This window comes from Rhizobium sp. CSW-27 (assembly GCF_018760785.1).
Lineage (GTDB): Bacteria > Pseudomonadota > Alphaproteobacteria > Rhizobiales > Rhizobiaceae > Neorhizobium.
This window is the reverse complement of the sequence record NZ_JAHHZO010000001.1, coordinates 22,739-36,954: the sequence shown is the minus strand read 5'-3', so window position 1 is coordinate 36,954 and position 14,216 is coordinate 22,739. Positions and strand designations below refer to the sequence as shown.

General features: G+C 63.8%; 12 protein-coding genes. 11 read left to right on the top strand and 1 reads right to left on the bottom strand.

What is annotated here, in order from left to right:
* The first annotated feature begins 1 nt into the window (after position 1).
* The 7 genes from KLP42_RS00170 to KLP42_RS00140 all read left to right on the top strand — a co-directional run bounded on the left by KLP42_RS00170 (position 2) and on the right by KLP42_RS00140 (position 7,188).
* Positions 2 to 709, top strand: a complete 708-nt coding sequence (locus KLP42_RS00170) for a biotin--[acetyl-CoA-carboxylase] ligase (RefSeq protein ID WP_502941258.1) — start codon at positions 2 to 4, stop codon at positions 707 to 709.
* Positions 710 to 761: 52 nt separating this feature from the next.
* Entirely contained in the window at positions 762 to 2,429 is a 1,668-nt protein-coding gene (locus tag KLP42_RS00165; RefSeq protein WP_215563665.1) for a ribonuclease J, read from the top strand.
* A gap of 51 nt (positions 2,430 to 2,480) precedes the next feature.
* Positions 2,481 to 2,885, top strand: a complete 405-nt coding sequence (gene mce, locus KLP42_RS00160) for a methylmalonyl-CoA epimerase (protein ID WP_215563663.1) — start codon at positions 2,481 to 2,483, stop codon at positions 2,883 to 2,885.
* A 77-nt stretch (positions 2,886 to 2,962) separates the two neighbouring features.
* The gene (locus KLP42_RS00155) at positions 2,963 to 3,238 is read left to right on the top strand and encodes a DUF1467 family protein (RefSeq protein ID WP_215563661.1); all 276 of its coding nucleotides are present in this window, start codon (positions 2,963 to 2,965) and stop codon (positions 3,236 to 3,238) included.
* 568 nt (positions 3,239 to 3,806) lie between these two features.
* Positions 3,807 to 5,135, top strand: coding sequence for a proline--tRNA ligase (gene proS / locus KLP42_RS00150; RefSeq protein ID WP_215563659.1), 1,329 nt, complete (start codon positions 3,807 to 3,809; stop codon positions 5,133 to 5,135).
* A 49-nt stretch (positions 5,136 to 5,184) separates the two neighbouring features.
* The gene (locus KLP42_RS00145; RefSeq protein WP_215563657.1) at positions 5,185 to 6,489 is read left to right on the top strand and encodes a lipoprotein-releasing ABC transporter permease subunit; all 1,305 of its coding nucleotides are present in this window, start codon (positions 5,185 to 5,187) and stop codon (positions 6,487 to 6,489) included.
* A 15-nt stretch (positions 6,490 to 6,504) separates the two neighbouring features.
* Positions 6,505 to 7,188, top strand: a complete 684-nt coding sequence (locus tag KLP42_RS00140; protein WP_215563655.1) for an ABC transporter ATP-binding protein — start codon at positions 6,505 to 6,507, stop codon at positions 7,186 to 7,188.
* Between the two features lie 340 nt (positions 7,189 to 7,528).
* On the opposite strand, the gene KLP42_RS00135 is transcribed toward KLP42_RS00140, so the two are convergent.
* Positions 7,529 to 8,137, bottom strand: coding sequence for a DUF2026 family protein (locus KLP42_RS00135; RefSeq protein WP_215563653.1), 609 nt, complete (start codon positions 8,135 to 8,137; stop codon positions 7,529 to 7,531).
* Positions 8,138 to 8,525: 388 nt separating this feature from the next.
* On the opposite strand from KLP42_RS00135, the gene KLP42_RS00130 reads away from it, so the two are divergent.
* From KLP42_RS00130 to dnaE, 4 genes are all read left to right on the top strand, one after another.
* The gene (locus KLP42_RS00130; RefSeq protein WP_215563651.1) at positions 8,526 to 8,708 is read left to right on the top strand and encodes a hypothetical protein; all 183 of its coding nucleotides are present in this window, start codon (positions 8,526 to 8,528) and stop codon (positions 8,706 to 8,708) included.
* A gap of 11 nt (positions 8,709 to 8,719) precedes the next feature.
* A complete protein-coding gene (locus tag KLP42_RS00125) occupies positions 8,720 to 9,001 on the top strand; it encodes a hypothetical protein (RefSeq protein ID WP_142880311.1) in 282 nt (93 codons plus the stop codon).
* Positions 9,001 to 9,168: a hypothetical protein gene (locus KLP42_RS00120; RefSeq protein ID WP_215563649.1), complete on the top strand. Its 168-nt coding sequence runs from the start codon at positions 9,001 to 9,003 to the stop codon at positions 9,166 to 9,168. Before KLP42_RS00125 ends, KLP42_RS00120 begins: the two co-directional genes overlap by 1 nt.
* Before the next feature lie 1,536 nt (positions 9,169 to 10,704).
* The gene (gene dnaE, locus KLP42_RS00115) at positions 10,705 to 14,205 is read left to right on the top strand and encodes a DNA polymerase III subunit alpha (protein ID WP_215563647.1); all 3,501 of its coding nucleotides are present in this window, start codon (positions 10,705 to 10,707) and stop codon (positions 14,203 to 14,205) included.
* The last annotated feature ends 11 nt before the right edge of the window (positions 14,206 to 14,216 follow it).

Below are 14,216 nucleotides of genomic sequence, written 5' to 3'. Positions count from 1 at the left end.
GATGGGCGAGGTCAGCTCCACCAACACGGAATGCCTGGCGCGTGCCAGGCACGGTGACCCCGGCAATCTCTGGGTCACCGCCAGCCGCCAGACGGCCGGCCGCGGCCGCCGCGGACGAAGCTGGGCCTCTGAGCCCGGCAATCTCTACGCTTCCCTTCTGTTGATCGATCCGGCACCCCCGGAGCGGCTCGGCTCGCTGCCGCTGGCGGTTGCGCTTGCCGTGCATGGCGCCCTTCGTTCCGTTCTGCCGGCAGCGGCCGAAGCTCTGGAAATCAAGTGGCCGAACGACGTGCTGATCGGCCGCAAGAAGTCCTGCGGCATCCTGCTCGAAGGCGAGGGTCTGCCCGGCGGCCAACGTGCGCTGGTGGCCGGCATCGGCGTCAACATCCGCTTTCGCCCCGATGATGCGCCCTATGGGGTCACCTCGCTGCAGGAACAGGGCTGCAACATTTCCGCCGAAGAACTGTTTTCCCATCTCTACCGCGAGATGGCCGAAGTGCTGGAGATGTGGGACGAGGGACGGGCGGTGTCTGCCATTACCGAGCGCTGGCGCTCCGTTGCCTGTGGCATCGGCGAACCGATCCGCGTCAATCTGCCGGATCGCTCCATTGACGGGCGTTTTGCCGGTATCGATGATCGGGGACTTCTGCTACTCGATACCCAACACGGCATGCTGCCGATCGCCGCCGGCGATGTCTTTTTTCTCTGACATCCGGCCCTGGGCGAAGCCCGAATTCCTTTGAACCGAAATGAGTATGTGAATGGCAAAACAGGACGAACTGGTTTTTCTGCCGCTGGGCGGGGTCGGCGAGATCGGCATGAATCTCGCACTCTACGGCTACGGACCTGCCGCGAAGCGCCAGTGGATCATGGTCGACTGCGGCGTCACCTTCGCCGGACCGGACCTGCCGGGTGTCGACCTCGTGCTGCCCGATATCGGCTTTCTGGCCCGCGAGCGCGACCGGCTGAAGGGCATCATCATCACCCATGCGCACGAGGACCATTACGGCGCACTGAACGATCTGTGGCCGGGTCTCAACGTGCCGGTCTATGCCTCGCCGTTTACCGCCGGCATGCTGGAAGCCAAGCGTGAATATGAAGGCAGCCGCGCCGAGATCCCGATCACCATCTTCAAGGCGGGTGACCGCATCAATGTCGGTCCCTTCGAGATCGAGGCGGTCGGCGTCAACCACTCGATCCCCGAGCCGATGTCGCTCGTCATCCGTACGCCGCTTGGCAATGTGGTGCATACCGGCGACTGGAAGATCGATGCCGAGCCTTCGCTCGGGCCGCTGACCGACGAGAACCGGTTCCGGGCCATCGGCGACGAGGGCGTCCTGGCCCTGATGTGCGACAGCACCAATGCCATGCGCGAAGGCGTCTCGCCTTCGGAGCAGGAGGTGTCGGAGGGGCTGCGTCAGGTCATCGAGCAGGCCGAAGGGCGCGTGGCGATCACCACCTTTTCCTCGAATGTGGGGCGCATCCGCTCCATCGCCCAGGCCGCCGAGGCGGCGGGTCGCGAAGTGCTGCTGCTCGGCAGCTCGCTGAAGCGCGTCTGCAACGTGGCCCGCGATGTCGGCCTGATGGAAGGCGTCAAGCCCTTCATCGCCGAGGACGAATATGGCTACATTCCCCGCGACAAGGTGGTGGTGATCCTTACCGGCAGCCAGGGCGAGCCGCGGGCTGCGCTGGCCAAGCTCGCCCGCGACGAGATGCGCCATGTGGCGCTTGCCGCCGGCGATACGGTCGTCTTCTCCTCGCGTGCCATTCCCGGCAACGAGAAGGCCATTCTGGAGATCATGAACGGTCTGATCGACCAGGGCGTCAGGATCGTCACCGACGGTCAGGCGCTGGTGCATGTGTCCGGCCATCCGCGCCGCAACGAACTGCAGAAGATGTACGAGTGGATCCGGCCGCAGGTGCTGGTGCCGGTGCATGGCGAGGCGGCGCATCTGACGGCGCAGGCGGAGCTTGCCCGCTCGGCCGGCATCCCCACCGTGCCGCGCGTTCGCAACGGCAATCTGCTGCGGCTGGCGCCGGGCGCCGTCGAGGTTGTCGAGGATGTGCCGCATGGCCGCATCTTCAAGGATGGCAAGCTGATCGGCGATATCGACGAAATGGGAATTTCGGATCGCAAGAAGCTCGCCTATGTTGGCCATGTCGCGGTCAACATCCTGCTCGACCAGCGCTTCGATTTCCTCGCCGATCCGGATGTGGTGCCGTTCGGCCTGCCGGATTACGACGAGGAGGGCGAGGACATGGCCGATACGCTTTATGACGCCGTGCTGGGGGCTGTGGAGAGCATTCCGCGCAGTCGCCGCAAGGATCTTGGTGCGCTGCAGGAATCGGTGCGGCGCGCCGTGCGCTCGGCCGCCAATGCCGCCTGGGGCAAGAAGCCGGTGGTGACGGTGTTCGTCAGCAAGGTCTAGGCTCCGGTGGAAGGCGCGACGGGCATCTGTTGGAAGTGAGGGAGGACTAGCATGCTCGGACGGGTCAACCACATTGCGATTGCCGTGCCGGATCTCGCCGCCGCGACCGCCACCTACCGCGATACGCTGGGTGCGCGTGTCTCGCAGGCGCAGGCACTGCCCGAGCATGGCGTCACCGTCGTCTTCGTGGAACTGGACAATACCAAGGTGGAGCTTCTCGAGCCGCTCGGCGAGGCCTCTCCTATCTCAGCCTTCCTGGCCAGGAATCCGGGCGGCGGCATGCACCATGTCTGCTACGAGGTGGAGGACATCATCGCCGCGCGCGACCGGCTGAAGGCCGCCGGTGCCCGTGTGCTGGGCGATGGCGAGCCGAAGACCGGCGCGCATGGCAAGCCGGTGCTGTTCCTGCATCCGAAGGATTTCTGCGGCACGCTGGTCGAACTCGAACAGGTGTGACACCAGGTCCCTGGCGGTTGCCCTTCAACCGGCGGCTATCACCCGCTACAGTGCGGCCGGAAGAGGAGCTTGCCCGCATGACATTCCTGTCGGCCTTCGCCGTCTATTTCATCATCTGGTGGATCACGCTGTTCGCCATCCTGCCGATCGGGCTGCGCACGCAGGCCGATGAGGATGAGGTGGTGCTGGGCACCGTGGAAAGCGCACCCGCAAAATTCCGCGGCGGCCGTGTGCTGCTGCTCACCACGCTGGTCTCGGCGCTTGTCTACGGTCTGTGGCTCGCCCTCTCCACCTATTACGGCTTCAACCTGTCGTCGCTGCCACGCATCGTGCCGGATTTCGGCCCCAATTGAACTGTCATGACGGCGGCGGAAACAGGGCGACCGAGCGCTTGGTCGGTTGTCGAAGAACCAAAAAAAAACAAGGCCTTGCAGCCTTGTTTCAAGTGTCGCGTGATCCTTTAACCGTTGCCGGGGCTGCGAACGAGCGCGCCTAAGATCTGATCCTCCCAAGACTTGACCGCGAATGGCAGAAATTTGAACTCCCTGCCTCTTTTATGAGCCGAAACTAGCTTAACATTTGGGCCTTGTCACCATCAAATTTGGCAGTTTTGCTACACTTCCGTAAAAATTTTCCTGTTGACGGAAAAGAGATCGGCCTTGTCACAAACATGGCGCAATCGCGGCAGGGGCGTGCTTCGTCCGCGTCGCGGGCAGATGGCCTGGCATCGCTGCGGCACGCGTCCGGCGTGCGGTGGGCGCGTGGGGGCACATGTGAGCCACATGTGGGCCGCATGTGGGCCGCTGGCGGAGGCGGGTTTCCATGTGGCCCTGAAAAGGCTATGAAGCCAGCCCTATATCAGCCCGTCACCGGCCGATTCCTGCCTCTTGCGGGACGGCCGCAAAGAACCCGGAAACCGCGATGCGCCTGTCCCGCTATTTCATGCCGATCCTCAAGGAAAATCCCAAGGAAGCGGAAATCGTCTCCCACCGCCTGATGCTGCGCGCGGGCATGATCCGCCAGCAGAGCCAGGGCATCTATTCGTGGCTGCCGCTCGGCAAGCGCGTGCTGGACAAGGTGAACGCGATCATCCGCGAGGAGCAGAACCGCGCCGGCGCCGTCGAATTGCTGATGCCGACGCTGCAGTCGGCCGAACTCTGGCAGGAAAGCGGGCGCTACGAGGCCTACGGCAAGGAAATGCTGCGCATCAAGGACCGCCAGGACCGGCCGATGCTCTACGGCCCCACCAACGAGGAGATGATCACCGACATCTTCCGTTCCTATGTGAAGTCCTACAAGAACCTGCCGCTCAACCTCTACCACATCCAGCTGAAGTTCCGTGACGAGATCCGTCCGCGCTTCGGCACCATGCGCTCGCGCGAATTCCTGATGAAGGACGCCTATTCCTTCGACATGACCCGCGAGGATGCCATCCATTCCTACAACAAGATGTTCGTGGCCTATCTGCGCACCTTTGCGCGGCTTGGCGTGCGGGCCATCCCGATGCGTGCCGATACCGGCCCGATCGGCGGCAATCACAGCCATGAATTCATTATCCTCGCCGATACGGGCGAATCGGAAGTCTTCTCGCACAAGAGCTTCATCGAATTCGACATTCCCGGCGAGAACACCGATTTCGACGATGTCGCCGGCCTGCAGGCGATCTTCGACAAGTGGACCTCCGTCTACGCCGCGACCTCGGAAATGCATGACGAGGCAGCCTTCGACGCCATTCCGGAAAGCGACCGTCTGTCGGCACGCGGCATCGAGGTCGGCCATATCTTCTATTTCGGCACCAAATATTCCGAACCGATGGGCGCCAAGGTGCAGGGTCCGGACGGCAAGGAACACCTTGTCCACATGGGATCCTACGGCATCGGCCCGACGCGCCTTGTTCCCGCCATCATCGAAGCATCGCATGACGAGAATGGAATCATCTGGCCTGCCTCGGTTGCACCGTTCGATGCAATGGTCATCACCATGAAGGTGGGGGACGAAGCCTGCGACCGGGTCTGCGACAGCCTCTATGCGGGTCTCACCAAGGCCGGCATGGACGTGCTCTACGATGATACGGACGACCGCGCCGGCACGAAGTTCGCGACCGCCGATCTGATCGGCGTACCGGTGCAGGTGATTGTCGGCCCGCGTTCTGCGGCCACCGGCGAAGTGGAAGTGAAGGACCGCAAGACGGGCGCCCGCGAGACCATGACGGTTGAAGCGGCGCTGAACCGTCTGACGGCTTCGGCGTAAAGACGACGGACAAGACCCGCCGCAGGCGCGGCGGGCACAGGGAGAGACGATGGCGAAGGGTGCGAAGGTTACGACGCAGCAGCAGGACGCGGTTCCCTCCGCCGGGCCCTTTTCTGTGTTCGAGCGAATGGTGGCCTGGCGCTACCTGCACTCGCGCCGGCGCGAGGCGTTCATCTCCGTCATCGCCGGCTTCTCCTTCGTCGGCATCATGCTGGGCGTGGCCACCCTCATCATCGTGATGGCGGTGATGAACGGCTTCCGCACCGAGCTGATCTCGCGCATTCTCGGCATCAATGGCCACATGATCATCCAGCCGGTCGACCAGCCGCTGACCGACTACGCACAGCTTGCGCAGAAGTTTGCGGCGGTACCGGGCGTCACCATGGCGCTGCCGCTGGTGGAGGGGCAGGCGCTCGCCTCCGGCAAGCAGGGGGCCGGTTCCGGTGCCCTGGTGCGCGGCATCCGCGCCGAGGATCTGGAAAAGCTGAAGGAAGTCTCCGGCAATATCCGCTCGGGCGATCTCACCGGTTTTGCCACCGGCGATGGCGTGCTCGTCGGCTCGCGGCTCGCGGCCTCGCTGGGGCTTGGTGCCGGCGACCGCATCACGCTGGTGTCGCCGGAAGGCGATGTCACGCCGATGGGGGTCAGTCCGCGCGTCAAGTCCTACACGATTTCCGGCATCTTCGAGGTCGGCATGTCGGAATACGACGCCTCGATCATCTACATGCCGCTTGCCGAAGCGCAGGCCTATTTCAATGCCGACGGCATCGTGCAGTCGATCGAGCTCTTCGTCTCCAATCCCGATGACATCGATGCGCTGCGTCCGAAGGTGGAGGCGGCGGCGGGCCGACAGGTCTTCATCACCGACTGGCGCCAGCGCAACCAGACCTTCTTCTCCGCCCTGCAGGTGGAGCGCAACGTGATGTTCATGATCCTGACGCTGATCGTGCTGGTCGCGGCGCTCAACATCATCTCCGGCCTCATCATGCTGGTGAAGGACAAGGGCAGCGACATCGCGATCCTGCGCACCATGGGCGCCTCGTCGGGTGCCATCATGCGCATCTTCTTCATGACGGGTGCTGCCATCGGCATTGTCGGCACCATTGCCGGCGTGCTGCTCGGCGTCGTCGTCTGCCTCAACATCGAATCGATCCGCCAGTTCTTTTCCTGGGTGTCGGGTACGGTGCTGTTCGATCCGGAGCTCTATTTCCTCAGCCAGCTGCCGGCGGAAATGAGTTTTGGCGAGACCGTCTCGGTCGTCGTCATGGCGCTGACGCTCTCCTTCATCGCGACCATCTTTCCGGCCTGGCGGGCCTCCCGGCTCGATCCGGTGCAGGCGCTGCGTTACGAATAGGACTGCTGACAGCCCATGCCCCGCAAAACCGTCTTGAAGCTCATCGGTGTCGACCGCCATTACGGCCAGGGCGACATGATGCTGTCGATCCTGAAGGGTGCCAGCTTCGAACTGAATTCCGGCGAGGTCGTCGCGCTGGTGGCGCCGTCCGGCACCGGCAAGTCGACGCTGCTGCATCTGGCCGGCCTGCTGGAACATCCGGATGGCGGCGAGATCTACATCAACGGCGAACCCTGCAACGGACTTTCCGACGAGCGCCGCACCGCCATCCGCCGCACCGATATCGGTTTCGTCTACCAGTTCCACCATCTGCTGCCGGAATTTTCCGCGCTGGAAAACATCATGATGCCGCAGATGATTGCCGGCCTGCCGAAGAAGGAGGCCGCAGAGCGCGCCGCCCAGCTGCTGGACTACATGCGCATCGGCCATCGCGCCGCTCACCGCCCGGCAGAGCTTTCCGGTGGCGAACAGCAGCGCGTGGCGATTGCCCGTGCGGTTGCCAATGCGCCGCTTCTGCTTCTCGCCGACGAGCCGACCGGCAATCTCGACCCGGAAACGGCGTCCTATGTGTTCGATGCGCTGGAAGCTCTCGTCCGCCAGTCCGGCCTTGCCGCACTGATTGCCACCCACAACCACGATCTTGCCGCCCGCATGGACCGCCGCGTGACGATCGAAGGCGGCAAGATCCGCGAGTTCTGATTCTTTCGCGTCCCCGGCTTTTCGGGATGGGTGGATCTTGGCGCAGGGCAGCCTCAATGCAGTTTGCGTTGGCGGCGCCCCCTCACCCTAACCCTCTCCCCGAGGGGAGAGGGGATTTTTCGGCACGCCGGTCGCTTTTCCCAGAACTGCCGCGGTTGAGGCTTGTCCCTTCTCCCCTGTGGGGAGAAGGTGCCCGAAGGGCGGATGAGGGGGCTTTGCTCACCGCGCGCCTGTTGGTTCAACGGCTCCCGACTTTTTCGGTTCTACCCCGGTCCTGTACCCGAAGGGCGCAACAGGGCGGCGTACCTGTGATCCGCCCGACCCCTGCGAAATTGCCTGCCTACCAACTGCCGGACAGCGGATTGCCGGAAAGCGGAATGGCGCGCTCGGTGCCCGCGGAGTCGCGCAGCGAGAGCGCCGCCTGCATCTTCTTCGGCGAGGGGCGGAACCACTGGCTGGCAATGCTGGCAAGGTCGCCGATCAGACCCTGGCCCCGCCAGTCGGCAAAGCGTCGGGCCATCGCTTCCGGCTCGGCATGAAGGAAGAAGTCGCCGGATTGCCCGAGATCGTTGATCGAGGCGGCCATGGCGCTGACCGGCTTCTGGAACATGCGGGCCGGCACCTCGGCCGTCTTCACCGCCTGCGGAAAGGCCGGCGCCATGAAGTCGAGGACGAAACCTTCCGCCTCCACCCAGCAGTGGAAGGTTTCGCCCGCGCCGGTCACATAGCCGTCGTCGCGGTGATCGGCAAACAGCACGATGGTGCCACCCAGATTATAGGCCGCCAGCCCGCCCTTCGGCACCGCCTGCAGCTTGAAGTGATGCTTCAGGATGAAGGCGCCGAAGCTCGCAAAATACATCGAGGCGGTGGCGGGATCGGCCTTCTGCGCCACAAGCAGGCTGTGGATGACCTTGTAGATCCGGTGATAGTCGCTCTGCTTGATCAGCATGGGTGTGCCTTCCGCCTGTGATGTGCCGGGTTCCAGTAGGCGAGGCGCCGGCGGATGTAAACGGCTGGATGATGTACGCGCCTGACTGTCTTCGGCCGGCCCTCCGCCCCGGAACGCAAAGCACTGGCCTCCCCGATGCGTGTGCCCTCTGCCACCCGTCTGTCTTGCCTCGGAAATCGGCCTGTTGCACCGGAAAACACCGCCCGCCAGACTGCAATGCGAGGCTTCTACTGCCCACTGCCCACTGCCCACTGGCCGCCGTTCCGTCCTGATGTTTTCCTGATGCCCGCGGGCACGCTCCCCAATCGAAACCTGATCTGCATCGGCCTAACCTTGCGGCATTGGTGATGTCGTTGCTGGCAACGGCATGTTCAGGGGAGTTCGTTCAATGATAAGCCGGTTCGCGGGCATGGCCCGCTCATCCTTCTCCGGGGCGCGGGATCAGCAGGCAAGGGGGCTTCCACCCCTCGCGCGGTCCCAGCCGGATTTTGCCGTGGCGTTGCGCCTGTCCGGTCTGTTCGGCCTGATTGCTCTGCTTTTTGCCGGCATGACCGGCCTTGCCGTGCTGTGAGGGAGGCTGCCATGCGGGTGAAGCTTCCGTACCGTCTCGGTTATCCCTCCGTGCGCCTGTGGATCGGCCGGGACAAACGCGGCCGCTGGCTGGTCTGCGACGGGCGCGGCACCGTCGGCGGCATCTTTGCCGACCGGGCGTCTGCCGTGCATGCGGCGATGTATGAAAGCGATGGTGCGCCCTGTTCCGTCTGCTGCCTGCCGGAGCAGCAAAGCCTCGACATCGAGGGCGAGATCGTCGATGGCGTGCCGCCCGACCTGCTTCGCCGCCCGCTGCTGCGGAGGTCCGACTGATGCGCCGCATACGCAAAGGCCATGCGCGCCCGCTGCCCGCCGCGCCCGCCCACCGTCCGCCGCTCGTCCTGCGCGCCACGGACATCATCCTCCTGATGCTCGCGCTCGGCATGGCGGGCTTCCTGCTGGTGCATGTGTTGACCCCGCCCGGCATGGTGCAGCCCTAGCGCCGACGAGGCATCGAGGAGGAGCGGCGAGGGCGGCCTGGCGCTGCTGCCGCGCGAACAGGAGCATCAGGCTTGTCTTCGGTATGTTCCAAGGGCGGTGCCCGCGTATCATCCGAGCATGAACACTGTAGCAGACAGCGGCGTCTCTTGCGTCACCCGCAGCTCCACAGACTCGGTCATCCCCGGGTTTGACCCGAGGATCCATGACCCCGTGCGTCCCCCGCCAGCCCCCTCTGCCCTCGCTATATATTGGCCGGGGAGATGGCGCGCCGACGCACCGAAAGCGGACGCCTCCGCCGATGGCGACAGCGATCTCGCACGTGCCCAGCGCGCAGCAGGCGGTTACATCTTTGGACTTTGGGACGCGTGTTGTAAGCGACTGTGCCCGCCAGCCCCCTCTGCCCTGCCGGGCATCTCCCCCCACAGGTGGGGAGATCGCATCGCGGCGCCACCTCCCCGCCCCATGACCGTCACAATCGAAGAAACCGCTCCGAGCTCTCTGTCCTGCGAGCGGCCAACCACTCTGCCGATCTCCCCCCTTGAGGGTGAGATGTCCGGCAGGACAGAGGGGGTAGCCCCATCCGCGAACGTCCAACGACAGCTCCCTAACCCATTGACCGGACACGCCTTCCGACAGGTCTCCGCACAAAGCCTCCAAGCCTCCGGCAAAAAAATCACCCTCGCAATTTCCCCACCCCCGAAATCCATGCCTACAATCCCCTCGTCCCGCAGCGGATACACCGGCAGGCGTGCCGGCGATGCGGGGCCGGTTCGGGGCAGGCGGGTGAGACGCAAAACCGCCTGATCCGGGTCCGTCAACAGGGTCCCCCTCCGGCGACCGGGTGGAGGAGAAGGCGCGTCGGACGTCTGCGCCCTGTCCTTCAACGCTCCCAGCTGCGCGTCGGGCGTGCCTTATGTGGCACACACGGGGAAGGCAGGCAGGGGCCGCATCGCCCGTTGTCCGCCCGCATCCGTCCCGCAAGGGAAGATGCGGGAACGGCGATGGCAAACGGCACCACCGGCCTTTCAGACAGAGGGACCGACCGGCGGGCACAAACAACCGAACGGGGCGCTGAGAGGTGCTACCTATAGACTACCCCACGAGGCAGCTTTCAGCGCCCCGGCCGGACACAGCGTCACACCACGGGTCGAAACCGGCCGCGTGAGGGATCGCGGCTGCGCGCGGCGCATCGGCACGCATCGGATACGAGCGGAGGCCTGTGGAAAGCGGGCAAAACGGGTGCGGTTTACCTCCGGTTAAACAAGTTTGTTCCGCCTTCGTTCTTTTTGTTGACGCATGAACATATTTGGAACAAAATAGAAACATAACGGAAAAGGAGAGCGCTGATGACTGATTTCCTCCGCGATGTGGCTGCATTTGCCTCCATGATGACCTTTCTCCTCTGCCTCTGGGTGTTTCTCGTGGCCATGGGCCCCGGCGGGGTTCCCACATTTTAAGTTGATGGGAAAAGCTTCGGCTGGACTTCATCTGTCCGAGGCCGGACAATGCCCGCCTCTGAATCGGATGGCGGCGACATGGCAGAAGTGAATGACACGAAGGTTTCGGGCGATCAGGCGGCGGCAGATCCGCAATTCGTTCACCTGAGGGTGCATTCGGCCTATTCGCTGCTGGAAGGGGCGCTGCCGCTCAAGAAGATCCTCGGCAAGGCCGCCGCCGACGGACAGCCGGCCATAGCCATTACCGACACCAACAATCTGTTCGTCGCGCTGGAATTTTCCCAGAAGGCCATGGACGAGGGCATCCAGCCGATCATCGGCTGCCAGATGGCCATCGACATGGAGGACCAGGGCGAGGAGAAGCGCGGCAACCAGAACGGTCTCGCCAAACTGCCGGCGCTGGTTTTGCTCGCCGCCAATGCGGTGGGTTACGAGCGGCTGGTGGATCTGGTCAGCCGCGCCTATCTCGGTGGCGAAGGCAGCCATCAGGCGGTGCACATCGCCATGTCCTGGCTGGAGGAGGAGGGTGCGGATGGCATCATCGCGCTCACCGGCTTTTCCTCCGGTCCGATCGATCCTCTGCTGAAGGAGGGCCATGCAGCCCAGGCGGAACAGCGTCTTCTCAGGCTGAAGGCGGTGTTCGGCGACCGGCTCTATGTCGAACTGCAGCGGCATGGTCGCTATGATCGTCGCCACGAGCGCCGGCTGATCGAGCTTGCCTATCGCCACGATCTGCCGCTGGTCGCCACCAACGAGGCCTTCTTCCCTTCGAAGGGCGAGTATGACGCGCATGACGCGCTGATGGCGGTGGCGCACAATGCCATCGTCTCCGACGACAGCCGGTTTCGCCTGACACCGGATCACTATCTGAAAAGCCGGGCGGACATGGCAAAGCTGTTCGCCGATCTGCCGGAGGCGCTGGAAAGCACCGTCGAGATCGCAAGGCGCTGCTCCTTCATCCTGAAGACGCGCAAGCCGATCCTGCCGCGCTTCACCGGCGCCACCGCCGATGCGGAAGAGGCCGAGCGCGCCGAGGCGGACGAATTGCGCCGCCAGTCCGTCGAAGGTCTGGAGCGTCGACTGGCCGCGCTTGGCATGGCGGCGGGCTATACGGAACAGGATTACCGCGAGCGGCTGGATTTCGAGCTTTCGGTCATCGAGCGCATGAAGTTCCCGGGCTACTTCCTGATCGTTTCGGACTTCATCAAATGGGCGAAGACGCAGGATATCCCGGTCGGGCCGGGCCGCGGTTCGGGCGCCGGCTCGCTGGTCGCCTATGCGCTCACCATCACCGACGTCGATCCGCTGCGCTTCTCGCTGCTGTTCGAGCGCTTCCTCAACCCGGAACGCGTCTCGATGCCCGACTTCGACATCGACTTCTGCCAGGATCGCCGCGAAGAGGTGATCCGTTACGTGCAGCAGAAATACGGCCGCGAGCAGGTGGCGCAGATCATCACCTTCGGTTCGCTGCAGGCGCGTGCGGCGCTGCGCGATGTCGGCCGCGTGCTGGAAATGCCCTATGGCCAGGTCGACAAGATCTGCAAGCTGGTGCCGAACAACCCGGCCAATCCCACGCCCCTCTCCAAGGCGATCGAGGAAGAGCCGAAGCTGCAGGAGGAGGCGGAGAAGGAACCGGTCGTCGCCCGCCTGCTCGATATCGCCCAGAAGATCGAGGGGCTCTATCGTCACGCCTCGACGCATGCCGCCGGTATCGTGATCGGCGACCGGCCGCTGTCGAAGCTGGTGCCGATGTATCGCGATCCGCGCTCCGACATGCCGGTCACCCAGTTCAACATGAAATGGGTGGAACAGGCCGGCCTGGTGAAGTTCGACTTCCTCGGCCTGAAGACGCTGACGGTTCTCAAGACCGCCGTGGATTTCGTCGCCAAGCGCAACATCCACGTCGATCTCGCAAAAATCCCGCTGGACGACGCCAGGACCTACGAGATGCTGTCGCGCGGCGAAACCATCGGCGTGTTCCAGGTGGAAAGTGTCGGCATGCGCAAGGCGCTGCTCGGCATGAAGCCGGACTGCATCGAGGACATCATCGCGCTGGTGGCGCTCTACCGTCCGGGCCCCATGGAAAACATCCCGGTCTACAATGCCCGCAAGCATGGCGAGGAAGAGATCGAATCGATCCATCCGAAGATCGATTACCTGCTGAAGGAAACACAGGGCGTCATCGTCTACCAGGAACAGGTCATGCAGATCGCGCAGGTCCTGTCCGGCTATTCGCTCGGCGAAGCCGACCTTCTGCGCCGCGCCATGGGCAAGAAGATCAAGGAGGAGATGGACAAGCAGCGCGCCCGCTTCGTGGATGGTGCGATGAAGAACGGCGTGTCCAAGCCGCAGGCCGACCTGATCTTCGACCTTCTGGCGAAATTCGCCAATTACGGCTTCAACAAGTCCCACGCCGCCGCCTACGCCATCGTCTCCTACCAGACGGCCTACATGAAGGCGCATTACCCGGTCGAGTTCCTCGCCGCGTCGATGACCTACGATATGGCCAATACCGAGAAGCTGAACGATTTCCGCCAGGATGCGGCGCGTCTCGGAATTAAGGTGGTGCCGCCGTCGATCCAGACCTCGTTCCGCAAGTTCGAGACCGGCGAGAACTGCATCTTCTATTCGCTGGCCGCCATCAAGGGCGTCGGCGAATCGGCCGTGGAACACATCGTGGCGGTGCGCGGCGACACGCCCTTTGCCAGCATCGAGGATTTCTGCCTGCGCATCGATCCGAAGCAGGTGAACCGCCGCGTGCTCGAAAGCCTGATCTATGCCGGCGCCTTCGATTGCTTTGGCAAGGACCGCGCCGAACTGGTGACCGGCCTCGACCGCATCATCGGCTATGCGCAGCGCGCCGCCGAGGGCAAGACGAGCGGCCAGCACGACATGTTCGGTTCCTCCTCCGCCGCGGGTCCGGAAAAGCTGATCCTGCCCTCCTTCGATCCGTGGACCGCATCGGAAAAGCTGATGCGCGAATATCAGGTGCTCGGCTTCTATCTGTCGGCCCATCCGCTCGATACCTACAAGGATGTGCTGGCCAAGATGCGCGTTCAGAATTTTGCCGAGTTTTCCGCCGCCGTGAAGGCAGGCGCCTCGGCAGGGCGTCTGGCGGGAACGGTCACCTCGAAGCAGGAGCGCAAGACCCGCACCGGCAACAAGATGGGCATCGTTACCTTCTCGGATGCTTCCGGCCAGTTCGAGGCGATCCTGTTCTCCGAGGCGCTCAACCAGTATCGCGACCTGCTGGAACCCGGCAAGTCGCTGGTGATCACCGTGCAGGCCGACGAGCGGCCGGAAGGCATCGGCCTGCGCATCCAGACGGTGCAGTCGCTGGAGGAGAAGTCGGTGCAGATGCAGAAGGCCTTGCGCGTCTATGTGCGCGATTCCGGTCCGCTGAAGACGGTCGCCCGGCATCTCAATGCCCGTGGCGACGGCCTCGTCTCCTTCATCGTCATCAAGGATGACGGCAAGCGGGAGATCGAAGTGGAGCTGACGGAGAAATTCCGCCTTTCGCCGGAGATCGCCGCAGCCCTGCGCGCGGCGCCCGGCGTTCTGGACGTGGAACTGGTCTGAGGCGAAGCGCG